General features: G+C 41.0%; 18 protein-coding genes and 2 pseudogenes. 15 read left to right on the top strand and 5 right to left on the bottom strand.

All coding sequences use genetic code 11. From position 1 onward, the window contains the following. Positions 1–18: 18 nt before the first annotated feature. The gene (locus tag HWQ43_RS20910) at positions 19–570 is read right to left on the bottom strand and encodes a PadR family transcriptional regulator (protein ID WP_292737632.1); all 552 of its coding nucleotides are present in this window, start codon (positions 568–570) and stop codon (positions 19–21) included. Positions 571–1,289: 719 nt separating this feature from the next. Between HWQ43_RS20910 and HWQ43_RS20905 the strand changes: the two genes are divergently transcribed. The 14 genes and pseudogenes from HWQ43_RS20905 (at position 1,290) to HWQ43_RS20840 (ending at position 17,145) form a co-directional block, all read left to right on the top strand. Then, complete coding sequence (locus HWQ43_RS20905; RefSeq protein ID WP_292737630.1) at positions 1,290–1,529, top strand: hypothetical protein; 240 nt, start codon at positions 1,290–1,292, stop codon at positions 1,527–1,529. A gap of 81 nt (positions 1,530–1,610) precedes the next feature. After that, positions 1,611–1,832 carry a hypothetical protein gene (locus HWQ43_RS20900; protein WP_292737628.1) on the top strand — a complete coding sequence of 74 codons (222 nt, stop codon included), beginning with the start codon at positions 1,611–1,613 and terminating at the stop codon, positions 1,830–1,832. Positions 1,833–1,923: 91 nt separating this feature from the next. Beyond that, positions 1,924–2,736: a PD-(D/E)XK nuclease family protein gene (locus HWQ43_RS20895; protein WP_292737626.1), complete on the top strand. Its 813-nt coding sequence runs from the start codon at positions 1,924–1,926 to the stop codon at positions 2,734–2,736. A gap of 63 nt (positions 2,737–2,799) precedes the next feature. After that, entirely contained in the window at positions 2,800–3,441 is a 642-nt protein-coding gene (locus tag HWQ43_RS20890) for a GNAT family N-acetyltransferase (protein ID WP_292737624.1), read from the top strand. A 148-nt stretch (positions 3,442–3,589) separates the two neighbouring features. Next, positions 3,590–5,623: an amylo-alpha-1,6-glucosidase gene (locus HWQ43_RS20885; protein WP_292737622.1), complete on the top strand. Its 2,034-nt coding sequence runs from the start codon at positions 3,590–3,592 to the stop codon at positions 5,621–5,623. Positions 5,624–5,762: 139 nt separating this feature from the next. After that, positions 5,763–6,764 carry a glutathione S-transferase family protein gene (locus tag HWQ43_RS20880; RefSeq protein ID WP_292737620.1) on the top strand — a complete coding sequence of 334 codons (1,002 nt, stop codon included), beginning with the start codon at positions 5,763–5,765 and terminating at the stop codon, positions 6,762–6,764. A gap of 34 nt (positions 6,765–6,798) precedes the next feature. Then, positions 6,799–7,254, top strand: a complete 456-nt coding sequence (locus tag HWQ43_RS20875) for a VOC family protein (RefSeq protein WP_292737619.1) — start codon at positions 6,799–6,801, stop codon at positions 7,252–7,254. 66 nt (positions 7,255–7,320) lie between these two features. After that, positions 7,321–7,575 (top strand): annotated as a pseudogene (locus HWQ43_RS20870) (hypothetical protein); the annotation flags it as partial. A 358-nt stretch (positions 7,576–7,933) separates the two neighbouring features. Continuing rightward, on the top strand, positions 7,934–9,367 hold the full coding sequence (locus tag HWQ43_RS20865) for a HAMP domain-containing sensor histidine kinase (protein ID WP_292737617.1): 1,434 nt from the start codon (positions 7,934–7,936) through the stop codon (positions 9,365–9,367). A 270-nt stretch (positions 9,368–9,637) separates the two neighbouring features. Continuing rightward, a pseudogene (locus HWQ43_RS20860) lies at positions 9,638–9,766 on the top strand (sensor histidine kinase); the annotation flags it as partial. Next, positions 9,763–10,443 (top strand): response regulator transcription factor, encoded by a 681-nt coding sequence (locus tag HWQ43_RS20855; protein ID WP_292737614.1) that lies wholly within the window; start codon positions 9,763–9,765, stop codon positions 10,441–10,443. The pseudogene HWQ43_RS20860 and the gene HWQ43_RS20855, both read left to right, overlap by 4 nt. A gap of 50 nt (positions 10,444–10,493) precedes the next feature. After that, entirely contained in the window at positions 10,494–10,706 is a 213-nt protein-coding gene (locus tag HWQ43_RS20850; RefSeq protein ID WP_292737612.1) for a CopG family transcriptional regulator, read from the top strand. A gap of 281 nt (positions 10,707–10,987) precedes the next feature. Beyond that, complete coding sequence (locus HWQ43_RS20845; RefSeq protein WP_292737610.1) at positions 10,988–12,298, top strand: hypothetical protein; 1,311 nt, start codon at positions 10,988–10,990, stop codon at positions 12,296–12,298. A 182-nt stretch (positions 12,299–12,480) separates the two neighbouring features. Further along, positions 12,481–17,145: a response regulator gene (locus HWQ43_RS20840; RefSeq protein ID WP_292737608.1), complete on the top strand. Its 4,665-nt coding sequence runs from the start codon at positions 12,481–12,483 to the stop codon at positions 17,143–17,145. A 25-nt stretch (positions 17,146–17,170) separates the two neighbouring features. Here the strand turns inward: HWQ43_RS20840 and HWQ43_RS20835 are convergent, their stop codons facing one another. Further along, positions 17,171–17,587, bottom strand: coding sequence for an anti-sigma regulatory factor (locus HWQ43_RS20835; protein ID WP_292737606.1), 417 nt, complete (start codon positions 17,585–17,587; stop codon positions 17,171–17,173). Positions 17,588–17,737: 150 nt separating this feature from the next. Between HWQ43_RS20835 and HWQ43_RS20830 the strand changes: the two genes are divergently transcribed. After that, a complete protein-coding gene (locus HWQ43_RS20830) occupies positions 17,738–18,925 on the top strand; it encodes a SpoIIE family protein phosphatase (protein WP_292737605.1) in 1,188 nt (395 codons plus the stop codon). Positions 18,926–19,076: 151 nt separating this feature from the next. Here HWQ43_RS20830 and HWQ43_RS20825 read toward each other — a convergent pair whose 3' ends face one another. From HWQ43_RS20825 to HWQ43_RS20815, 3 genes are all read right to left on the bottom strand, one after another. After that, complete coding sequence (locus HWQ43_RS20825; RefSeq protein ID WP_292737603.1) at positions 19,077–19,403, bottom strand: STAS domain-containing protein; 327 nt, start codon at positions 19,401–19,403, stop codon at positions 19,077–19,079. Positions 19,404–19,694: 291 nt separating this feature from the next. Continuing rightward, on the bottom strand, positions 19,695–21,686 hold the full coding sequence (locus tag HWQ43_RS20820; protein WP_292737601.1) for a glycosyltransferase: 1,992 nt from the start codon (positions 21,684–21,686) through the stop codon (positions 19,695–19,697). Positions 21,687–22,040: 354 nt separating this feature from the next. Continuing rightward, positions 22,041–24,869: a DUF3131 domain-containing protein gene (locus HWQ43_RS20815; RefSeq protein ID WP_292737599.1), complete on the bottom strand. Its 2,829-nt coding sequence runs from the start codon at positions 24,867–24,869 to the stop codon at positions 22,041–22,043. Between the last annotated feature and the right edge of the window lie 219 nt (positions 24,870–25,088).

Below are 25,088 nucleotides of genomic sequence, written 5' to 3'. Positions count from 1 at the left end.
TTACTCAGCACTCAGCACTCAGTACTCAGCACTCTTGATTGAGGTTGGCGTTTGAGTTAATTGCAGTTGTTCTGTTTGGAGTTGCTCAACTAGCCACTCAATCTCCGATTTGATGACTTCAAATGCCCGCCTCTGCACTTTCGCTTGATATAAATCATCACTAATTTCAACTGCTTTTTTCTCCGCAAGGCGTAATTGGCATGACATTAATCGATGTTCAATTAACTGCACTCGTTCTTCGGGTAATAAATGGCTAAAGAAAAAAAATTTGATTAGAAATCGCGATCGCGCATTCACCCAGCTTTCATGAGGATATGCCAACATCTCTCTATACCAAGTATTTTTGCCGAGGGGTGTAATCTCATATACCTTTCCACAATGCCCACCTTCTTCTATTTGTTCTGCACATAACATCACTTCACCTTGTTCTTCCATGCGCCTCAGAAGAGGATAAATCGCGCCATAGTTGACACAAATACTGCAACTCATAAACATCTCTAGTTGCTGTTTGAGCCGATAACCATTTAAAGGCTCTCGCTGTAATAAACCTAATACTGCCAACTTCAGCATTTTGATATATCAATCTGATATGTTGATTAACAATATCAAATTGAGCCTTTTTAGCCAAGTACTTAAAGTTCAATTGTCAAAATTCTCTGTGATACTGCAGGATGCTTGGTAAAGACGAAGCCGCATAAGTTACCTGTAGACTGGCTACGGGTGAGTGAGATAGTTTAGTATTTTTTTATTTGAAAGTCCCAAAACCGAGGATTCATTTGGAGACTTCAGCCGAGTTTGTTGTATCTGATGCTATTTAAATAATTTTCTCTATAGTTTACCTTGACCTAGGTAACTAAGTTACCTTATAGTGAGTTTAACAGCAAAAACCACGGTAACTTAGTAAGGTTACGGGTGAATTAAAGAAACTTAGTGAGTAAGACATAAAGGCCAAGACTGGAACTGTAAATTCTGAAAAAGGCAAGTATACAAATTGCCTGTAGGGATTTCGAGGGTTCAATGCGCATAATGCGCGTTCTGTGCTGTTACGCGCATTGAACGCCTAATTTTTGATATCCAGATTGCCCCGATAATTCATCAAAGAGCTTAATTTTTCATGAGCCGCAAATATCAAAACCACCTTTGTTGGTATTCCCACTCCACTCAGGAGTAGGACTTTTGTCTACCTTGACTTGGTGGAAGCAAAACTGTGGAGATTCGCTGTTTCCTTAGTGTGGTCAGGGGAGCGCAAACTGCTACCTAGATTCAACTTTCAAAACAGGAAAAAAACTATGAAACCCAGTCTCAAAGATAACGATAATCTGTTGTTCAAGTGGTTTTGTATAGGACTCAAATATTTTCTGCTGGGGCTACTGGGGCTGGGAATAGCCTTTGTTGTGTCTCACACTTTAGGGGCAAATGCGATCGTTGGGATACTTTTATCTGCAAGTCTACGGTCATGGATTACGAGGATAGCGATTTTCCTAGTCTGTCTATTTGCGATCGCCATGATGTTCGAGTCTTGGGGTTAAGGCTGGTACTGACCATAAATAGCCTTTAGTTGAGTGAAGTCAGCCAAAGGCTTCGTAATCTTTTCACTTGGAGATTATATCATGCCCAATAACAACGGCTCTGGGGTAGAAACACTTTCACCACTTTTAATCATCTTAGTGGCAGGGTCAATTTCTTTGGCGATCGTTAACAAAGCTAATCACCCAGCATATTTTGACATCGTTAAAATAGCTATAGCCTACAGCTTTGGCTCAATCAAGTCCCAAGGAAAAAGCAAACATTCTGAGCGCCAGGATGAGGTAGATCGAGACGAGTTGAAATAGCAAGACGTGAAGGCAGTAAAAAATACCTGTTTTTTACTGATAGTCTGCCAAAGGTGAGTTGCAGATTATAATTTACTTCTAAAATAGAAGAATGGTGTCAACTCCCACTCAACTATTGCGACTGTCTCAAGGACAACTTAACTTACTAGAAGCTTGTCCACGGAAATTTCAACATACTTATCTCGAAAAACTCAATTCTCCCGCAAATCCAGAACAAGAAGAACGGCTAACTTTGGGTAGTCGCTTTCACTTGCTAATGCAACAGCGAGAAATGGGTTTGCCAATTGATAGTTTCCTGGAAGCAGATGCTCAACTGCAAAGCTGGATGCTAGGTTTTGCTGATGCAGCGCCAGAAATTTTAACGACTGCATCTGATAATCAAACTTTCCGTGAAAGCGAACACTACCGCACTCTGCAAGTTCAGGATTATTTGCTCACAGTTATCTATGATTTATTGATTGCAGATAACCAACAAGCGCAAATTCTCGACTGGAAAACTTATCCGAAACCACCTAATAAACGCAAGTTAGAATCCAACTGGCAAACACGGCTTTATCTGTATGTATTGGCAGAAACTAGCGACTATTTGCCAGAAAAGATTTCTATGACTTATTGGTTTGTTCAATCTGAAGGAAAACCGCAAAATATTAAATTTCATTACAGTACTGCTCAACATACACAAACAGGGAAGAAACTTAATCAACTATTAAGTCAGTTAACTCATTGGCTGGAAAATTATCAAAAGAACCAGCAGTTTCCCCAAGTGTTGGAGGGTAGTAAAAACTGTGATTATTGTCAGTTTGCCAAACGTTGCGATCGCATACAAGCAACTGAAGAAACAGTGAAAGACTCATTGCCAAATTTTGACAGCATTCAAGAAGTCTCACTTAACCCTATAAATTAGAGGATGTTTGTAAAATCCAATCGGGGTATAAAGAAGCTATAGCTTTTAAATTTATGTAAATTTATGTCAAGCTTTGACGAAACTGAAGCGATTTATGTAGGCGAATTAGGAATTGATGACATTGCTGCCGTTTACCACTTGGGAGAAGGGTTATTTACCAGCGATTTATATCCTTATTTATACCGCACTTGGGACGAATGGGAGGTAATTGGACTTTACAACACCGATCCAGAATACTGTCTTGTGGCTGAAACAGACGGGGAATTAGCAGGATTCGTTTTGGGAACGATCATCACCAAAGCATCCTGGACTTATGGATATATTTTATGGCTGGGAGTTAGTCCGAAGTATCAGCGTCGGGGAGTTGCAGACAAGTTGGTTGATAAAGTCGTCGCCCGGATGATTGAAGATGGGGCGCGGTTTATGTTGGTAGACACTGACCCCACCAATACTTCAGCATTAAAGTTTTTTAACCGCAAAGGTTTTGGTAATACTCGCCAGCATATTTTCTTGTCGATGAATTTAAGCAAGCACGAATATTATGGCAGATTAATTGATTACGAACACCAAAAAGCTGAAAGAGCCGGTTACAAGCGATCGCGTCCAGCAATTCGTGCCCGTAAAGCTGATAGTGTAGCTAATGAAGTCATTCTCAATCCTCTCGTAAATGAATCTCAAATAACTGAGGATCAATCCCCAATCTAATATTGGACAATAATTCCTCTTTTCTCCGTGTTCTCTGCGCCTCTGTAGTTCAATAAATTACTTTCAAACCGCAGAGGTACAGAGAACGCGGAGAGAAAAGCATGATGGCGATCGTTAATTTTGAATTTAGAGCAAAGTGGCGTGACTTATGTGTATAGAATTTGGGCGGGAAATCTGCGGCAATCTTGACGTTGCAGAATCGCGGGAGTGGTTAGTTACTAACGGTATTGGTGGTTACGCCTCTGGGACTGTGGCTGGTTTATTGACTCGCCGCTATCACGGACTACTGGTAGCAGCATTGAAACCGCCTTTGGGTCGTACCTTAATGCTGACAAAACTAGATGAAACTGTATTGTATGGCGTTAGCGCAGCTCCTCAACAGGAGGCTCGCTCTTATTCTCTAGACACTAATCGTTGGGCAGATGGTATTGTCAGTCCGCATGGTTATCAACATATTGAACGTTTTTCTCTAGAAGGTACAATTCCTGTATGGTCTTTTGCTGTTGCCGATGCCTTATTAGAAAAACGGGTGTGGATGCAACAAGGCGCTAACACAACTTATATCCAATATACTTTGCGTCGTGCCACTCAACCGCTAAAGTTGACGTTCAAAGCAATGGTCAACTACCGCGATTATCACAGCGACACTCAAAGCAATGGTTGGCAGATGTCTGTAGAGGAGGTGGAACAGGGGATTTGTGTAACTGCTTATCCGGGTGCTGTACCACTGTATCTAGTGAGTGATTCACCTAAAGGCGATCGCAGCGTTTCACGTGTTAGTGTATCTGTTGTCCACGATTGGTATCATGGCTTTGACTTAGCAGTTGAACGCTATCGGGGATTGAGAGATAAAGAAGACCACCTCCACGCCGCCACTTTTGAAGTTACACTGAATCCTGGGGAAGCGATCGCCTTTGTAGCCAGCACAGAAAAACAATCAAATATCAATGGTGAAGCGGCCCTGAAGTTACGCCGCGCTCAAGAGCAGAAATTAATAGGATTTTGGAAAACTAATCGACCCCTCAAGACTAAGGAATCACCTAGCTGGATCAACCATCTAGTACTAGCTGCTGACCAGTTTCTTGTCGATCGCTCATTGCCAGAAGACCCCTACGGGAAAACCATCATCGCTGGTTATCACTGGTTTAGCGACTGGGGACGCGACACGATGATTAGTCTACCTGGTTTGACAATTTCCACTGGTCGCCCAGAGCTAGCACGCTCAATTCTTCGCACCTTTGCCAGATACGTAGACCAAGGAATGCTGCCTAATCGCTTTCCCGATGCGGGTGAGCAACCAGAATATAATACAGTCGATGCCACTCTTTGGTACTTTGAAGCAGTCCGCGCCTACTACAGCGCTACAGACGATGATACTTTGCTTGGTGAACTCTTTCCCATACTTGCAGACATCATTGATTGGCACTGTCGCGGTACACGCTACAACATCCATCTCGATGCCGCCGATGGCTTACTTTATGCAGGCGTTGCTGGTGTACAACTTACCTGGATGGATGCCAAAGTTGACGATTGGGTAGTTACGCCCCGAATTGGCAAACCGATTGAAGTTAATGCCCTCTGGTATAATGCTTTACGGACAATGGCCAAGTTTGCCCGTCACCTTGGTAAACCACACCAAGAATATGAGGCAATGGCAGAGCGGGCAAAGTATAGATTTTCTCGCTTCTGGAATGAAGAGACAGGTTATTGTTATGACGTTTTAGACAGTCCTGATGGTGATGATTCAGCGTTGCGTCCTAATCAAATATTTGCTGTGTCATTACCAGAAAGTCCGCTGACACCTACCCAGCAAAGGGGTGTGGTGGAAGCTTGCGGGCGAACGCTGCTAACTTCTTATGGATTGCGATCGCTAGCCCCCGATCATCCTCAGTACCAGGGTAAATACGGTGGCAATCAGTATCAACGGGATGGAGCCTACCACCAGGGAACCGTTTGGGGTTGGTTGTTGGGGCCGTTCGTCTTAGCACACCTGCGCGTCTACAAAAATCCCGAACAGGCTCGTCAATTTTTGGAACCAATGGCTAATCACCTCAACGCGCACGGTGTTGGTAATCTCAGCGAAATTTTTGATGGTGATGCCCCGATGACTCCACGGGGATGCATTGCCCAAGCGTGGACGGTGGCAGAGGTTTTGCGTGCTTGGTTGGCGACAACGAGTTGATACGCCGAACCGTGGTCTATCTGCAAAGTCGATTTTGTCAAGAATTTTTAAGAAATTAACATCCTTCAGAAAAGGAAAGACGTAATGCTGAAGTAATCCTCAAAAGTTTATAGACACGCCTTAGTGTTAGGAGGAAATTATGGCGTCAGGAATGATGATCGAAGGCAAATGGACAACCAATGGGAATAAATCAGATCCCAGTGGTAAGTTCAAGGAAACGCCGACAACGTTTCGCGATCGCGTCACCGCCGATGGTTCTAGTGGGTTTAAGGCAGAAGCAGGACGCTATCACCTCTACGTTTCCTTGGCGTGTCCGTGGGCGCATCGCACTTTAATTATGCGAGAAATCAAAGGTTTGAATGATGTAATCTCAGTCTCTATCATCGATCCGATTATGAGCGACAAGGGATGGATGTTTTCTGAAGCACCGGGAGCTATTCCTGACTGGGTAAATCACACTCAATATTTGCAAGAGATTTATCTGAAAGCTAATCCCAAATACACAGGACGAGTTACTGTTCCGGTGTTGTGGGATCAGCAAACTCAAACAATCATCAATAACGAATCTCGCGAAATCATGCGGATGTTTGATGTAGAGTTTGGGGAATTGGCAACACAAAAAATAGACTTATACCCACGCGACCTACAGCAGCAGATTGATGAAACGATTGATGCAATGTATCTGCCAATCAATGTTGGTGTATATCGCGCTGGTTTTGCGACTTCGCAAGCAGCCTACGAAGATGCGGTAACAGAACTTTTCGAGAGTTTAGATCGATGGGAAACCATTCTGAGCAAGCAGCGGTATTTATGTGGCAATCAACTCACCGAAGCCGATATTTGTATGTTTGTAACTCTGTATCGCTTCGACTCAGTGTATTACGGTCACTTTAAATGCAATTTGCGGCGAATTATCGATTATCCCAATCTCTGGAATTATTTACTAGACCTCTATCAGCGTCCTGAGTTCAAAGCAACCTGCAATCTAGACTATACCAAGCGCGGTTATTACATAAGCATGACTGATATTAATCCAAATCGAATTGTGCCGAAGGGGCCTATTATTGATTTTGACCAACGGCACGATCGCGAGCGTTTCACTAAGGCATCTCGTAAAGAAGTTATCGCTCCCTATTCATAGAAAATAAATTGCACAATCTAACTGGAGTAACACCATGAGCCTTGTATCAGGTATCCACCATGTTGCAGTGGTGACAGCAGATATTGACCGCTTTATCGACTTCTATACTGATGTATTCGAGATGCCAGTAATCTTCCAAGAGACGACCCCAGCTTTTCGTCACGCACTTCTGCTAGCTGGATCGCAGAGCGTGCTTCACGCAGCAGAAATGCCTAATAATATTCATAGTTCTGGATTGCCGGATATGTTTAGACGGGGACACATCGACCACTTAGCTTTGAATGCCCCAACAGAATCAGCATTCCAGATTATCCGCCGCAAACTGATAGATCGAGGTGTGAGTGATGGCGCGATCGCTGACCTTGGTCCAGTACTTAACTTATCATTTTCCGATCCTGATGGTATGCATATCGAAGTTTGCCTCATCATCGATGCTTCACTCCAGGGTTTTCACCAACCGCGGCCATATCTAGAGATTATCAATCAATAGGTTGACGTTACCGTTAGCCTTCGCTTTTTGTGGTTCATTAATAATGTCGCTCTCGTCTTAACCAGAATTTTCTGACAAAAGGATTCTGGGAAACGTCCTGTTTATGGTGGAATGCAAAAGTTTCAAAACGATCCACACTGGCAAAATTTGATTTTATTCTATGAGTATTTTCATGGTGATAACTGAGCCGGAATTGGCGCTAGTCATCAAACTGGCTGGACAGGTTTAGTTGCCAAATTAATCCAGCAATTTGGTGAATATGAAGCACAGGATCAAGAACCAGAAATAGAGAAGGATAAAAACGCGATCGCTTTAACATAACAACATCCAAATCTGATTCTCTCTCGCCTTCATCAAAAAGGTTTGTTGTTACCAACCCGCCTCGGAATCAATTTCGAGGATTAAAATTTTTAAGGGAATTCTCAGCAAAAATTCATTTAATTACTAGTAAATACATTTAGACTATTATTAGACAAGAGTTAGCGGATTTTGAGAGGGCGATAAAATAAAAATATTTAGCAATCTTTTTGGAATAGCTGCACTTTTGAATATATGTATACAAAAGAGGTAAGTTAAAATCAGCTATAACTAAAGATGTCGCGGTTAACAGTAATTTTATATTTAGCAGTCTGATTTTATTTTTGAAACTTTATTAAACACCGAAAACGCAACCGAAATAGTGAAGCAAATCATAAAATTTTGGATAAATATAGACCCCTTTTCCTTACAGTCACGCCTCACAGTTGGTATTGCATCATTTTCAGCTTTGGTATTAGGTAGCCTTGCTACATGGACTAGTTGGAAAATGCAGCAAATTTTAGTTGATAGTCATAAATATAATATAGAAGAAATTGCCAAGCGCTTGCCGCAAGATGTGCAAATTTATAGTGAAATGATGCAACCTGAAACTGGGTTACAAAAGGCTATTAATAATTTGGCAAATACCAATACATTATTATGGCTAAAAAGCCCCGATAATAAAATTTTAGCAAAATCTACCACTTTAGATTTATTATCTGATACTACGGTAGCTGAGTTAGTGACCCTGACTAAAATGCCGATTAAACCACAAGTTTACAAAGTGAACCAAAGCTATTTTGTTTTATGTGGTAGTACTGTGCAAGTGCAGGGTAAGTTACTGGGTGAGTTATTTGTAGTCAAGGATATTACCCGCGAACAGAGAATGTTTGTGGTAATGGTGCAGAGTTTAGGTATTACTAGTGTTTTGGCAGTTATTGTTTTAACTGTTGCGATCGCATTTTATATTAAGCGCTCTTTGCAACCTCTGCGCCAGCTAAATCAAATGGCTTCTGTGATTTCTGCTGAAGATTTAGGACAAGCGAAGCTATATCTTGATAATGCACCCAGTGAAGTTAAAGAATTAGCTCAAACTTTAACTATGCTGTTATCACGCCTTTCCCAATCATGGGAGCAAGAGCGAGAATTTGTGAGTAATGTTTCTCATGAATTACGCACGCCTTTAACAATTGTACATGGTTATTTGCAAAGCGTCTTACGAAGGCAGAATAATTTAACCCAAACTCAGCAAGAAGCTTTAGAAACTGCGGCATCAGAAGCTGAACGCACTATCCGTCTGCTACAAGATTTACTTGATTTAGCCCGTGCAGATAGCGGTTACTTATACTTTCAAATGAAATCTTATGTGCTGAATGAATTGGTTGAAGAAGTTGTCATGATGGCAAAAAAATATAGCGATCGCACAATTACAATCGAGTCAGAAATATATCCAATTGAGATAAAAACAGATTATAGTCGCTTTAAACAAGTGTTATTAAATTTAATTGATAACGCCATTAAGTATTCTGATGCTAACACACCCATACTTTTTAAGTTAAATCAGCTTCAAGATCGGGCTATTATTCAAGTTTGCGACAAAGGTTATGGCATTCTTTTACAACAGCAAGCAAGGATATTTGAGAGATTTTATCGTGTAGATGAATCTCGCTCTCATACTACAGGAGGTTGTGGTTTGGGTTTATCGATTGTTAAGACGCTTGTAGAAGGTATGGGGGGTAGTGTAAGTGTGGAATCAAAGTTAGGAGAAGGGAGTATGTTTACAATCAGTTTACCTACATATAGTAATTCTATCTGATTTGTAAAAATTGCAAGACTCAGATCCCCAGTTTCTTGATTTGATTGCAGACATAGTACAGATGACAGAGAAATTTGGTGTTGCTGAATTCCAGGATGAAAATGATTTTGCGTAATTTCAAAACCTTTATAGATATTTGGCAATGCAACATTTATACACCAATATTCATACATCTAATCAGCAATGCCAGAAATTTAAGCATCGGGTAATCTATTTGGAAGTCACCCCGTTTCCTGTGAAAATAAAGGCAGCCCTCGTTTAACTGGCAAAGCAGATTTGGGTTTATCGATTGTGAAACACCTAACCGAAGGTCTGAGAGGCAAAATTGCCATCTTTTCAAAGCCAGGTTATGGTAGCACTTTTATTCTCACATTACCTGCTTTAGGAGCAAAAATATGACAGCACATATCCTTTTGGTGGAAGATGAAGTCAAACTGGCACGATTTGTCGAATTAGAACTTAATAGCGAAGGATACCGAGTAAGTGTTGCCCATGATGGCATCGCGGGCTTGACTCTGGCGCGAGACTCATCACCAGATTTAGCAATTCTGGATTGGATGCTTCCAGGGTTGACAGGTTTGGAAATTTGTCGACGTTTGCGAACAACAGGCAGTACAGTACCAGTGATTTTGTTAACAGCAAAAGATGAAGTGAGCGATCGCGTCGCCGGATTAGATGCAGGAGCCGATGATTATGTAGTTAAGCCATTCAGCATTGAGGAACTATTAGCTAGAATTCGCGCTCATCTCCGGCGCACGCAAGAAACAGACGAGGATTTGTTGCAATTTGAAGATTTAAGCTTAAATCGGCGCACTCATGAAGTATTTCGGGAAAAACGAAGCATTCAGTTAACAGCAAAAGAATTTGACTTATTAGAATATCTCCTTTCACATCCCCGTCAACTATTTACTAGAGATCAAATTTTAGAGAAAGTTTGGGGTTACGATTTCATGGGTGATTCTAATATTATTGAAGTATATATTCGTTATTTGCGACTTAAGTTAGAAGAAAATAATGAAAGACGTTTGATTCATACAGTCCGTGGTGTAGGCTATGCACTACGGGAACAATCGTAATAACGTGGTGATTTCGAGAAAAAGCAACATATTCAAGATCCAAAAAAATTATGAAGAAAAAATGGGCTGTTAAACGACTGACAGTAAATCTCACAACCGAGGAAATGAAGAAACTTGAACAATACTGTACTCTCACAGGAAGACCAGCAACAGATGTAATTCGAGAATTGCTCCGAAGTCTTGAAATTGACAATGCTGAAAACTCTGAAATGGGAACAGCAGACTCAAAAATCACTGTTGGCAGTTCGTCAAAATCACACTAACTATCGGCTCGAATATAGCGTTTCCTAATCAGAATCAGCTACAGCTTAACCTCACTCCCAACCCCTTGATAAAAAGAGGGGTTGGGGGTGAGGTTTTAATATGTACTTCATGCACCTGGGAACTTCTATATCCCACCAAATTAACGCCTTTACGCCTTTTACCTTTCCTATGTCTTAACAAGCATCGATTATGGGCATCATAATCCCAGTCCGAATACATCAGCTAGCAGCCAGAAAACTATTTGGTGGCAAGTTTTTCATTTCAAATATAGTATCAACCTATGGTATATAGTTTTAGACCCTATCTATTTGTTTCTCCATATAGTTTGTACACTGTATTTCTTTTGGGATGCCTACAGATTCAATTGGGAGTAATCTGTAGCGTAGGTATTTGGATATTATCAGAAGCTAAATTACAAGCAGCCCAAGCACATCAGACCTGGAAATCACCTTTAGGATTGACCGAGCAAGTCACCATAGTAAATCCTGAGTCAGCAGAGGAATACTCAAAACCACTCCCCTATCGATTAAAATCAACACCTATTTTGCTGGCGGCACCCGAAAACTTCAATCCTGATTTGCGATTACCGCCATCGCTAACCGAACCACCGCAGCAGAATTCTAGCCCACCATCGCTACCCAAACCACCGCAGAATTCTAGTCCACCAACAACTGCCACCGAAGAAAAAACGCCGGATGCAGTTTTGGAAAGTATTCATACAGACTATCACTATGAGACAGACAACTTTGGCCAAACTAATTTTTTCCTAGAACCAACAGTTCAGTTTCGATTGAGAAATGGCAATAAAATATTTTTCAAGACAGGTTTTAACTTCTTTGAGCAACGCGGTGTTGAATCAATTACCAATTTTCCCTTGCAAGTTGGATGGCAAGGAAAAATTGGACAAGTGACTCTAAAAACAGCAGCCGGAGTCGATGTGTTCAATCGTTTACCTATAGCTATCAATTTCAATGTTAAGGTGGATGCTCCCATTTCGCCGCCGCGAGTTTCGTCATCAGGTCGATTGCTATCGGCAGTAATAATATCAGGTAATTTAGAACAAGGGCCTTATAAATCCAATGCTCGAACTTTAGACAATCAAATTACTACTTGGCGATTTGGGCCTGATTTATACTGGCAGATTGACCGTAATACCAGCTTATTTTCGTCATTGCGTTTGGGTAGTTACAATGATGGTAATTCCGAGGTGCAGTCTTTTAGTAGGTTAGAGCGCAAGTTCGGACAATTTTCTTTGGCAGCTAACTTATTCACTTGGAGTTACGATCGCGATTTAGAACGTACAAGCGGTTATTTTTCTCCACCAGATTTTCTAGTTTACAACGGTGAGGTAGCTTGGGAGGGAGATATTGCTCAATTCTTACGCTGCCGCCTCGCTGCCAACTTAGGACGACAGCGACTTAAAGGAGAATTTGACAACGCCAATACCTATCAAACGCGCTGTACGGTAAAACTGTCGCCCAGTATAGAAGCAGATTTGGGCTATAGCTTTAGTAATGTCCGCAATCAAGAAACCGGCGGAAGTGCCTACGGTGGTAATTCCTTCACAGGACAGTTGCGGGTCAAGTTTTAGCAGGCAGGGAGCAGAATTCAAAATGAATATAGAATTAAGCGTGCTATATATTTTTGATTTTTTGATTTTCTTCAAATTATAAACTTTGACTATCAATTGTCTTCTAAATTCTGACTCCTGAATTCTGAATTCTGAATTCTGAATTCTATTTTTTAAAATCTAAAATGGTATAAGACTGAAGAATGAAAGCATCATTACCTGATAACGAAAAACAGCGAATCGAATCTCTTTTGCAGTATAAAATACTCGATACCCCTTCGGAAGCTGCCTTTGACGACCTGACCCGTTTAGCCTCATCCATTTGTGGAACTCCCATTGCTTTAATCAGCTTAATTGATACTAATCGTCAGTGGTTCAAGTCAAAAGTTGGTTTGGATGCCCTAGAAACACCCCGAGATATGGCATTCTGCGCCCATGCGATTCTGCAACCTGAAGTTTTTGTTGTGCCTGATGCCACAGAAGACGAAAGGTTTGCAACAAATCCGCTAGTCACCTCTGGCCCGAATGTTCGGTTTTATGCTGGTGTGCCGCTGACTAACCCTGAAGGATATACGTTAGGAACACTTTGTGTCATTGACCATGTACCAAGAAACCTCTCTCCAGAACAATTTGAAGCATTACGAATTCTAGGTCGCCAGGTAATTAAGCAACTAGAAATGCGGCGCACTTTAGCAAGTTTAGTATTGGCGAGTGATACACGCAAACAGGTGCAGAAGATACGCAAACAATTTTTAAAAAAGGTTGCCGTCGGGTTTGGCTTGGCGTCAGCAATTTTAGTCCTGATTGGCACGATCTCGTATAAGAGTACAGAAGTGTTGATTAATACTAGTAAAAAGTTGAACAAGACCCAACTGACAATCAACAATTTGCAAGAACTGCTGTCTAACATCAAGGATGCAGAAACGGGACAACGCGGTTATATACTCACTAAACAGGATGCGTATCTCAAACCATATCAGACAGCAATTACCAAACTTATTCCTGAAATTAAGGAGTTAAAAAAATTAATAGCAGATGATTCTAAGCAAGTGAGTCAACTCAATACCCTTCAACGCCTGATTACAGTAAAACTGAACGAACTAAAAAAGACTATCGACTTGCGCCAGAATTTAGGATTAGATGCTGCATTATTGGTAATAAATACAGATCGGGGAAATAACTTAATGAGTGATATCCGCAATATCATTCATGAGATGGAAAAAAAAGAGACAGAAAAACTTCAGCAGCAGTTAAAAATCACAAACAATAGTGCCCGCAATACTCTTTTGATACATGCGATCGCTGTTTGCCTAAGTTTCCTGGTTCTGGCTATAGTCTACTACTTGATTTATCGTGAGGCAAAAGAACGTAAATTAACAGAGGAAACACTGAATCAAGAACGCAATTTTATTTCAGCAGTCCTTGATACAACCAGCGCTTTGGTAATAGTTCTTGATCCTAAAGGGCAAATAGTTCGCTTCAATCAAGCTTGTGAAAAAACTACTGGTTACTCATTTGATGAGGTGAAAGGAAGGTATTTCTGGAACCTGTTTCTACTTCCTGAAGAGATGGAGCCGGTTAAAGCAGTTTTTGAGCAGTTGCGATCTGGTGAAGCACCTAAAGAATACGAAAACCATTGGCTAACTAAGGATGGCAGTCGGCGACTGATTGTCTGGACTAACACTATCTTACAAAACCATGAGGGCTACGTTGAATACATTGTTGCCACAGGTATCGACATCAGCGATGTCTTCGAGGAACTTCGCTTACGCCAACAAACTGAACAGCATCTGAAAGCAGAGTATGTTACAACCCGCATCTTAGCAGAGTCAACTACAATCAATGAAGCCATGCCCCAAATCCTCCAAGGAATCTGCGAAACTTTGGGATGGGATTTAAGTGAATTTTGGATGCTAGATGGGCGAGCAAATGTACTGTATTTGCTGAATTCATGGTATAAAATCTCCTTCGAGATGCAAGAGTTTGACATCCTGAGTCGGCAGATTAAGTTTACACCAGGAATTGGTCTGCCTGGCCGTGTCTGGGCTAGTCTTGAACCTGTTTGGATCGCTGATGTTGTTAAAGATCGGAGTTTTATCCGCTCTCAAGTCGCTGCCGAAGCAGAACTGCACGGAGCTTTCGGTTTTCCGATCCGTAGTAGTAAAAAAATTATCGGTGTGATTACCTGCTTGAGCCATGAAATCCAGCAAGCTGACCCAGATTTGGCAAAAGTCATGAATTCGATTGGTGAGCAAGTAGGACAGTTTATTGAGCGTAAGCAGGCAGAAGAACAACTCCAACGCCAAAACTTGAGATCGCAACTATTTACTGAAATCACCCTCAAAATTCGTCAGTCTTTGCAAATCAAAGAAATTCTCCAAATCACTGTCACCGAGGTACAAAAAATTCTCCATAGCGACCGAGTTTTGATTTATCAGCCTTTGGCAGATGGCTCTAGAGCTACCGTGGTTGAGGCAGTAATTTCTGGCTGGTTGGCAATTAAAGATAAAGAGCTAGTCGATGCTTACTTTCAAGCCGAATACATCCAGCAGTACTATCTACAACAGTACCGTCAAAAACCGAATCTAGGCCTTGCTGATTTGGATATAGCTGAAGTCCAAAAAAACCATCTTGAATTACTGCAACAATTTGGAGTCCAGTGTAATTTAGTCATACCCATTCTTGTTAAAGAAGAACTCTGCGGTTTACTGATTGTCCATCAGTGCGGCACTTCCCGCCAATGGTCTAGCTTTGAAACTCATCTTTTACGGCAAATAGCTGACCAAGTAGGTATTGCCTTAGCTCAAGCCCAAATGTTAGATGCAGAAACTCAACAGCGACGAGAACTCGAAATTGCTCGACAGCAAGCTGAATTAGCTTCTCAAACCAAAAGTGCTTTTTTGGCCAACATGAGCCATGAAATTCGGACTCCCATGAATGCTGTGTTGGGGATGACAAGCTTAATGTTAGAAACTCCCCTAAACTCCGAGCAGCGGGATTTTATGGAAACAATTCGCATTAGTGGCGATGCTCTCTTAAGCCTGATCAACGAAATTTTGGATCTTTCCAAACTAGAGGCTGGGGAAATGGCACTAGAAACTCTAGATTTTGATTTATCTACCTGTGTAGAAGAAGTATTGGAATTATTAGCTCCCTCAGCTCATCATAAGGGATTAGAAATTGCAGGATTAATCTACAGCAACGTTCCCACCCAGCTCCAAGGTGATGCTGGCCGCTTGCGACAAATTCTCATGAACCTGATTAGCAATGCGATTAAGTTCACCAGCAATGGAGAAGTAGTATTACGAGCAGAATTGCGATCGCTTTCCCTGACTACAGCCACCATCTATTTTGCGATCGCAGATACCGGTCTTGGCATTACTCCAGAAGATCAATCCAAACTCTTTAAGCCATTTACTCAAGTAGATGCTTCCACCACCCGTAAATATGGCGGCACAGGTTTGGGATTAGCCATCTGCAAGCAACTGGTAAGCTTGATGGGAGGAGAAATGGGTGTAGAAAGTCGGTTGGGCAAAGGATCTAAGTTTTGGTTTGAAGTAACTCTCCCCAAACAACTTGACTCTATTTCCTTAGAAGGCGAACGCGAACTTTTGCTGAATCGGCGCTTGTTAGTAGTGGATGATAATGCTACTAATCGCAAAATCATTTACCATCAAGCTACACATTGGGGAATGCTGGTGGATCAGGCTGCTTCGGCTACTACTGCCCTCAAAGCTATTCAGGAGGCTGCCAAACAAAAAAAATTCTATGACGTTGCTGTAATTGATATGCACATGCCAGAAGTAGATGGCATGATTTTAGGAGAACAAATTAAAGCAAATTCAGCGATCGCTGGGCTACCTTTGATTATGCTTACTTCTACTAATCAACGCGATGAAATTCAGCGATCGCTAAAAATAGGATTTACAGCTTATTTAGTCAAACCTGTTAAGCCGTCGCGACTCCTCGATACCATCATGACTATTTTAGGAACGCACCCAGAAGAGGAGTCAGAGGTCAAAATTCCGGATTTAAAACTAAAAAATCCTGAAAACAACCGCAACTATTATTCTCCTAAATCCCATAAATTAAGAATTCTCTTAGCCGAAGATAATTTGGTAAATCAGAAAGTTGCTTTGAAGCAACTCCAAAGCCTGGGTTATAGTGCTGATGTCGCTGGTAATGGGCAAGAAGTTTTGCAGCTATTAGAAAAAATTCCCTACGATTTAATTTTGATGGATTGCCAAATGCCAGTTCTCGATGGTTTAGAAACCACTAAAGAAATTCATCGTTGGCAAGAAAGCTATTTTGCTAGTGGTTATCGTCCTGTAGTAATTGCAATGACAGCTAATGCCATGAAAGAAGACCAACAAATGTGTCTAGATGCTGGAATGGATGACTATTTGAGCAAGCCAGTAATAAAAGAAGATTTGGCAGCGACGCTAGAGCGTTGGGGAAATGTGATATTCGAGGCAAAAGAAGCAGCTGCCTTGGAGGAAACAGTTTGTACAACAGATGTAGGTTCAGTTAACCTCCCAATTGATTGGAAACGCTTACACCAACTCTCAGAAAATAACCCAGAATTTGAATTGGAACTACTGCAAATATTTGTTGAGGATATTCAACCTCGTCTAGAGTTAATTAAAATAGCGATCACAGCTCATGATTTTGAGCAAATAACGCTCCAAGGTCATCAAATTAAAGGTGCTAGTGCCAATATGGGAATTACAACCATGCATCTGGCAGCAGAAAAACTAGAACAATTAGCTTACAAACAAGAGCGTCGAGGTGCTAATAATTTAATCTTAGAGTTAGAAGACTCTATTAAACGCATCCAAGAGTTTTTAATGATAACTCCTAACTCCTAACTCCCCACTCTTTTCATAGGTATATTTAATAAGATTTACTAATAAATAAACAGTAACGATTATCTGCTGTCGGCTCATAGCTTAACTTGTCGGCAATGGCGGATAGAATTTTTAAACCACGTCCGCGCTCTTGAACGTTACCCTCAAATTCAGATGTTTGCCGTAATTTTTGCTCTAAGTCAAAGGGCTGTCCTCGAGAGCAGATACGGATTTCTATGTATTTATCTAACCGCACAGCTTCTATCTCAATAGGAGTTTCAATAGGCAAATTTTTATGGGCATGTTCAACAATGTTAGTAAAGCCTTCTATCAAAAGTGTTTGACATTGCCACCAAATTTCTTGATTGGGAATAGGTGGTTGATTCATTTGCTCGAACCAAGACAAAACTTGAGGAGAAGCTGTCAGGTCTGTATTGACTTTGAGATAAATTTTCTGATTCACTTCTTAACTAAGACAATGTTTTTTATTCATCATATTCGTTAATTAGTTTATTCAATTTGAGTATTTTTACTATACATTAAAAATTAAATTGCATATAACTTAAATTAAAGCAACTATTTAGCGAACATTTTACTTAATAAATTGTAATTTATGTTTAAAATTCTGGTTATTGATGACGATCCGACAGTACGAGCTGTCCTGAAAAGTACGCTCCAAAGACAGGGTTATGAGACTACTGTAGCCAGCAATGGTGAAGAAGGAATTAGACAAGCACAACTGCTACATCCGGCTTTGATCATCTGTGACTGGATGATGTCACAAGTAGATGGGCTAGAAGTGTGTCGTCGAATTAGAACAAATCCAGAGTTAGCCACTACTTTTTTTATTCTATTGACAGCTAGGGGAGCAGCTCGAGGAGAGGAGGAAGATAGAGTTAGAGGACTTGACGCTGGAGCTGATGAGTTTATCTCTAAACCAATAGAAATGAATGAATTGAAAGCACGCGTAAGAGCAGGACTAAGGTTACACCAGCTAAATCAGGATTTACAAAGTCAAAAGCAAGCTTTGGAGACACTCAATCAAGATTTGCAAACCCAAAAGCAAATTTTAGAAGCAGAATTGTCCGAAGCAGCAGCTTATGTGCGATCGCTTTTACCCTTACCACTTGTAGGAGCAGTAACTACAGAAAATCTGTTTATTCCCTCAGCACAGCTAGGCGGTGATTCCTTCGACCATTATTGGATTGACGAGGATCGTTTGGTAATTTATTTGTTAGATGTATCAGGTCATGGAGTAGGTTCAGCCCTCTTATCAGTTTCAGTGTTAAATGTTTTGCGATCGCAATCTCTACCAAACACTAATTTTTGTCAACCAAGCGAAGTCCTCAGAGCGCTCAATCATGCTTTCCAAATGAGCAAACATGGTGATAAATACTTTACAATCTGGTATGGAGTTTATCACCGCCTTAAACGTCAACTGATTTATGCCAATGCTGGACATCCACCAGCTATACTGTTATCTAATCCCTCCACGAACAACATCGAACTTAAACAGCTAAATTCTTTAGATTTACCAATTGGCTTTCTGCCTGAAGTGCAATTTGAGGATGCTATTTTTGAAGTCGAAGAAAACAGCACTTTATACATCTTTAGTGATGGTGTTTATGAAATTAATCAGTCAGATGGTAAAATTTGGGGGATCGACGCTTTCATTGACTTATTAACCAAATATAGTCAGAATACCTGTAACATCAATCAACTATTAGCGAAAATTCTCACCTTAAATACTCAAGATCATCTTGATGATGACTTATCTTTAGTAAAAGTTAACTTTGGTTAGAATAGTCAATTCGCTTCTCTACGAGACGCTCTGCCTAGCTTGCTTCTCCGTAGGAGTAAGCTCTCATTAAAAATTATTATTCTCCTTAATTTTCAACTTTTAATTAATACAATCTCAATTATGCATACTTAAATTGAGATTGCATAATAGCTTATTGCGTTGCCAATATTTGGCGATGAAATTCATCTTTGTCAGCAAAGGTTTGGAAAATTCTATCCATTTTAGTCAGTTCAAATAACATCCTGACTTGATCGCTTATCGAACAAACAAACAGTTTAGCATTAGCAGTTCGTACCATTTGCATCGCTGATACTAAAGCACCTAGACCAGAGCTATCAATAAACTTCACATCTTTCATGTCGATTAACAAAATATCGGCTCCATTTGCTAGCATACCGCTAACTTCACGACGTAGCTCGTTACCTCTAATACCATCTAAGATTCCAGATATTTCTAGTACTTTTACGCTCAAGTTCATGGTTTTATTTCTCTATTGTGTAGTTATATTTTGGCATTTAATTAATACAAACTGCAATAGATAAACTCTAGAATTAGCTTTGTTTTAATACTGTCTGATTACTATGATTTGCAATATAAAAAAGCTAGCATCAACCCATTGCCGATAATTTTAAAAAGCTAGTTTCAAAATAGCCACCTTTTTGACCTAATTCTCGTGACCAAAAACCAGACAGAATAAGTACGCTATCGAGTTGCATAAATACTTTATTTAACTCTGATTCATAACAATCTATCGCTGCGACTTTTTCCTCTAAACTTCTTTTGGAGGCTGCCAAACAGATGCGCGGATGATTGCCCACAAAAGTAATAAATTATAAATAGCCCATGCACTATTAAGCAGGTGAACATCAGGATTATTTAAATGACCAGTGGCGAATTGGTAAAGGCTCCATAATATCCCTAAGATGGTAAGGGTAAAAACAAGCAACTGCGGCCAAACAAGCCGGAGATAAATTCCAGATTGGCGTTGCTTAGGTGTTACTTGAAAATTGATTTTTTGTCCTGTAAACACACTCCATACAGCCTGGATTAATAAAGGGAATAAAGCGATCGCATATTGTTCATAACGCCAAACTTCTTTCGCTGGAATGCCCCAAGTAGCTGTAAGGAAAGTGAGGCGGTTAATAATAAAAGCTGGGAAAAAGTGTACCGCAAAGTCAGGTCCGTAGCTTTTGACTGGAACAATGTCCGTAAAAAAATAGATAATTGGACAACCAATAAAAACCAGAGTTGCAAAACCAGAGAAATAACTATACATCGTCTTGAAATATTGCAATCTTTGCCAAAATGTTAGCCCTGATTTTGTCAGTGGATTTTCCCTCAGTAGCACTTGGATAGTTCCTTGTGCCCAGCGTAGCCGCTGTTTAAGAGTAGAACTTAGATCGTCTGGCGCTAAACCTTCTGCCAAAAGTTCATTGTGATAAATAGATTTCCAGCCAGCACTATGCAGACGCATAGCTGTATTCATATCTTCCGTAATGCTATTACTGGATACCCCACCAACTAAATCAAATTCATCTAAACGTTTTTCATCTTTGGCAAATTCATCAGCAAAATTTTGCAGTCCTACACTAACTAATGCCTCACGTCTGAGGATCGCATTTGTGCCTGTATAGAACGCAGCATTCATGCCATCTTTACCTTGTTGAAGTGGGCCATAAAATAAATTTGCTCGATGTCCAAAAGGATCGCCTGGAGGAATATTGTAAAAATCCTGGCGGGTCTGCACAAAAGCAATTTGATTCTGGTCGTATTTTCCTGTTGAAAGATTATAGGTGTAGAAATAAGGCAGAACGCGCTTGAGAAAATTTCGCTTGGGAATGTGGTCAGCATCTAGAGTAACAATAAAATTGCCTGCCGTTTCTCCAGAAAAAATTGCGTAATTGATGTTGCCGGCTTTAGCATGATGTGCTATGCCAGGCGTCTTAGGACGAGCAATGTAGCGAAAACGAGCGAGTTCAACTAGTTGTAGTTCTTTATTATAAATAGCTTCTTCTAAAGTTTTCCGTTCGATAATTAGGCGATCGCGCAGCGTCTTGGCAGGATAATTGCTAATAGTATGATGTACTGGAGGCAGCCAAAGAATCAGCGATCGCAAATTTTGTACAAATCCAGCCGCAGGCTGGTTCATCACTGATTCTGATGTTTGCAGCCATTGTTCGGCAGCTTGAGTATTAGATGTCAGACTTTCCAGTTGCTTCAAGCGCTCCAACAAACCAGAATGTTCTGCATCAATCCGTTCCGCTTCTAGCTGTAATTGTGCTGACTGCAAATCTTCAATGCACAATCTTTCTGTCATCGTTCGCATATCAGCCGAGTTACCATCATCCAGCACATAAACGCGTAACTTGATTGGCGGATAATCCATTGCCAGAGCAGCTTTGGCAGTTTCTTCGACAATTTCCGGCGGCTCATTATAGCAGGTTATAAACACATCCACTGTTGGCCAGTCGGCTCTGGGTATGGGTGGGGTCATCTGGTCGAGAGACTTAATTTGTCTAACCAAAGGTCGCCACAACCCAATTACAAACATTACGCCACCGAAATAGCTGTAAATCTCTGCTATCAGTAAAGGAATAGAAATCCAGAGGGCATCAAAATTGATCGAATGGATGACGCGCCATTGCAAATACCAGATACCAAAAATTAAATTGATTTCCGCTAAATAACGAAATAACAGCGTTCTTTTTTTGAGTAATGAGCGGCTGTTACCAGAAAAGTTTGTCAGAGAAACTGAAGTCATCTTAGTCCCGATAGTTAATTTATCTGCATTCCCATCAAAATAAGTATTCCCTAGTTAAATTTGTGACTAACAATTTTTTCTCAATCAACCTTTGGCCTTGCTAAATTGAGCTACAAATCTAGATGTAGAGACGTATCAATGCTACGTCTCTACAAGGATTTTGGTATTACTAGTACAACACGGCGGAAATAAACCAATCATTCCAAATCAACGAAACCTTTATGCTGTATTCATTTTTAATTTTTAATTTTTAATTTTTAATTCCGCCTTGCGGTACTAGTACTTGTACAAAACTAGACACTGTATGGGCAATTCATGAATTGCCCCTATCTGAAAATCAGAGTTTCGGTTATGTTATTTTGTGCCAGTTACTAGGTGAGTATTTTCACCATCTGAAACCCAGTAACTTCCAGAGCTATCAGAAGTTAACTTGATTTGTTGTATGGCGCTGTTTGGTAGGCCTCGCCCAGAATTCCCCTTGGTAACTGTCTGCCACCAAAGAGATTTCATAGTGGTAATCGGACGAATTAAGGGTTGTCGATTTGTCACATTGTATAGCAAGGATTGCAAAATCATACTGTTGGTGCTGCTGGTGAAACCAACTGCTGTTTTGCCGGTGGTTTCGTAGAAGCCCTCATAAAATCCAATTAGTGGATTATATAAGTCAGTCGTTCCTTCCTGTAACTGTTGACTATACTTATTGTCTGGAAGCAGGGCATTATAGGCAAAAGCTACTGCTGTACTTACCAATCGCCCCTTTGGTACTGGTTGGCCATCATCTCCTAAAGCTACCCAAGACTTCCCTTCTCCAGTAATTGTACTGTGGACATTGTAAGGCTTACGATCGATTAAAGTGGTGGCTGAGGCTGTGAGGGTGCCGGTGCGACGGTAACGTTCAGCTTGTGCTTGAAAAATTGGTTCAAAGAGCGATCGCATTTTTGGATCTAATCCAAACTCCAATGCATAGAGTACAAAAGGATTGCTAACTGTGTATTGGTTTTTAGAATTAGTATCTGTGCGATGGCGTTGAATTGGGACTTTCAATCCCTCGACTGAGGCAGTTTGATATTCACCCCCAACAGCAGAACGCTCAAGATTAAACCCCCATAATTGAAAAGCACGAGCGGCATATTCCTCATAACCCAAGCGGGTTTCGGGGTTAACGCGGGTGAGATATCGCCCATCTTGTTCTTTGGTAACGGTGGCACTAGAGAGAATACCTTCGCGCACCACACGCAAGTATGACCAATCCAGGACAATTTTATCTACCGCAGCCGTGTATTCTGGATGACAGCTTTTTAAGTTGTAAAGCGCTGCCAGCATTCTACCTAAATCTAAAGCTGACCAACCGTTTCCTTCGGGAACTGGATTGCCACCATAATCGATTGGTTGGAGCGATCGCGTATCATAACTCCGACTCGGCAATTCCCCAGCAAATAATGGTAACTTTGTTAAAGCTCCCAAGAGATGGCGGGTGCGCTGGTCAAATTCTTTGGGGGTAATTGTATCGAGCGATCGCGCCGCATGGAGTGCTGCGAGATAATCTCCTAATCCCCAGAGGGTTGCACCTTTGAAATCACTGCGATCGTCTATTAGCCCACTCTTGGAGTGATAATTCGCTTGAAAGTATCGCCAAGCCGCTTCTGCATAACGCCGTTCAATAGGTGTTAGCGATCGATTTAGTTTCAGGTTAGATGATGGCTGGGGACTATCTACTGGTGGAATAGGTGCAACAGCGACTTCTGTAGGTTTAGAAGTTGCGATCGGAGTTATAACATTAGGATTCGCTTGATTTGCAGGGATTGCGATCGGAGTTGTAACATTAGGATTCGCTTGATTTGCAGGGATTGTTGGAGAAGCATTTTCACTAGGCTTGCTAGTAGACACACTCGCAGAAGTGGAAGCAATTAAAGGGTGATTTCCCCTAGCTTTGTAGTATAAAATCTCCAAGATTAACCCATTAGTATTACCAGTCAAAGCTTTATTGGGTTGTTTTGATTCTTCATAGATCCCAGCATAGTAACCACTATCATCAGGACTGCGGAGATCCTTGACTGCATCAAAAACTTTTTGGGCATAAGCATTATCTGGAAACAGATAGCGCCAGCCAAAAGCAGCTTTTGTACTGAGGCTGCGAAACTGTGGGTAAGGTTGATTGGCATCGGTAATAGTTGCCCAATTTGTACCGTTGGCGTAAACGGTGTTGTAGAGAAAATAAGGTGCTTGGTCGATATTATCTTCTGTTACCGCAGTTAACTGACCTGTGGTATCAAAACGCCGTTTTTGCACATCTAAAACCCTAGCAGCAAAATCAGCTAATTCACCTTGCAAGCCAAATTCAATCCCATCAAGAATATAAGACTCACTCACAACGTAATTATTAGCGTTGGTGCTTTGAAAGTCACGGCTATCAACAGGAATTTGCACACCGTTAATTTCAACTAACTTAAACGGTTCTAAAGCAATAGCTTTAGGTGCTGAGAAACCCCAAAGTTGATAACCTCTAGCGCCGTATTCTTCGTAGCCGAGTCGTCCTTCTTGTACTAGTAAGGTTTTGTTGTCAGAAAGAACAGTAGCGCCAAAAAGTTGTCCATCTTTGAGCGATCGCGCCACCTGCCACTTCGCTATAATTCCTTTGAGCCAGTCATTATATTGAGGATGACAGGTACGGATGACATCAAACGCAGCCAGTATTCGCCCAACATCCAAAGCAGACCAACCAATACCTCGCTCTAGTGGATTGTTGCCATAATCAACCATCTGTGCGGTGGCTGCATTATAGACTTTATTAGGTAAAGCATCTTCAAATAACTTCAGACTGTTGAGAGTTGTCAAAAACTTATTGAGGCGGGAATCAAAGTCTGTTTGATCGGTAAGATTCAACCATCGGGCAGCATTCAATGCCATCAGGTAGTTACCCATATCCCAGAGTGTACCTGAAGGATAACCCCCAGTAGAATTGGTAAATCCCGTTGCTGGCTGATAATTTTTGACAAAATACTGCCAAGCCGCACGCGCATAAGTTTGTTCTTCAGATGTAAGCGGGATTGTAATATTGCTACAGCTATTGGAATTTTGCGATAAGACTGGTGTCGGGATGTAAAACAAAAATTGCAGAAATGTTCCAACTAGGAACAATGCAATCCATCTCAACAGCTTTTGTTGAGGGAGTTTGTATATCATAATTAAAAGAAGGAGTTAAGAGCTTCATAGCCCGTCTGTACAGTTATAATTCATAAATAAAGTTTTATCAGGTCTAGAGAATAGACTTAGCGATCGCTTTAGTCAATGGCGGTCAAATATTGCACCGCAGAGATGCCACCTCTACTAATCTGTCGGTTATTCATAGAGAAAGTGCGATTCGTTGATTAGTGAATCACGGTAATCAGTCCGGAAATAACT

It is taken from the genome of Nostoc sp. JL31, from assembly GCF_017114965.1.
Lineage (GTDB): Bacteria > Cyanobacteriota > Cyanobacteriia > Cyanobacteriales > Nostocaceae > Nostoc > Nostoc punctiforme_A.
Note: the sequence above shows the minus strand (reverse complement) of the source record. Positions and strands in the feature narration are given on the sequence as shown.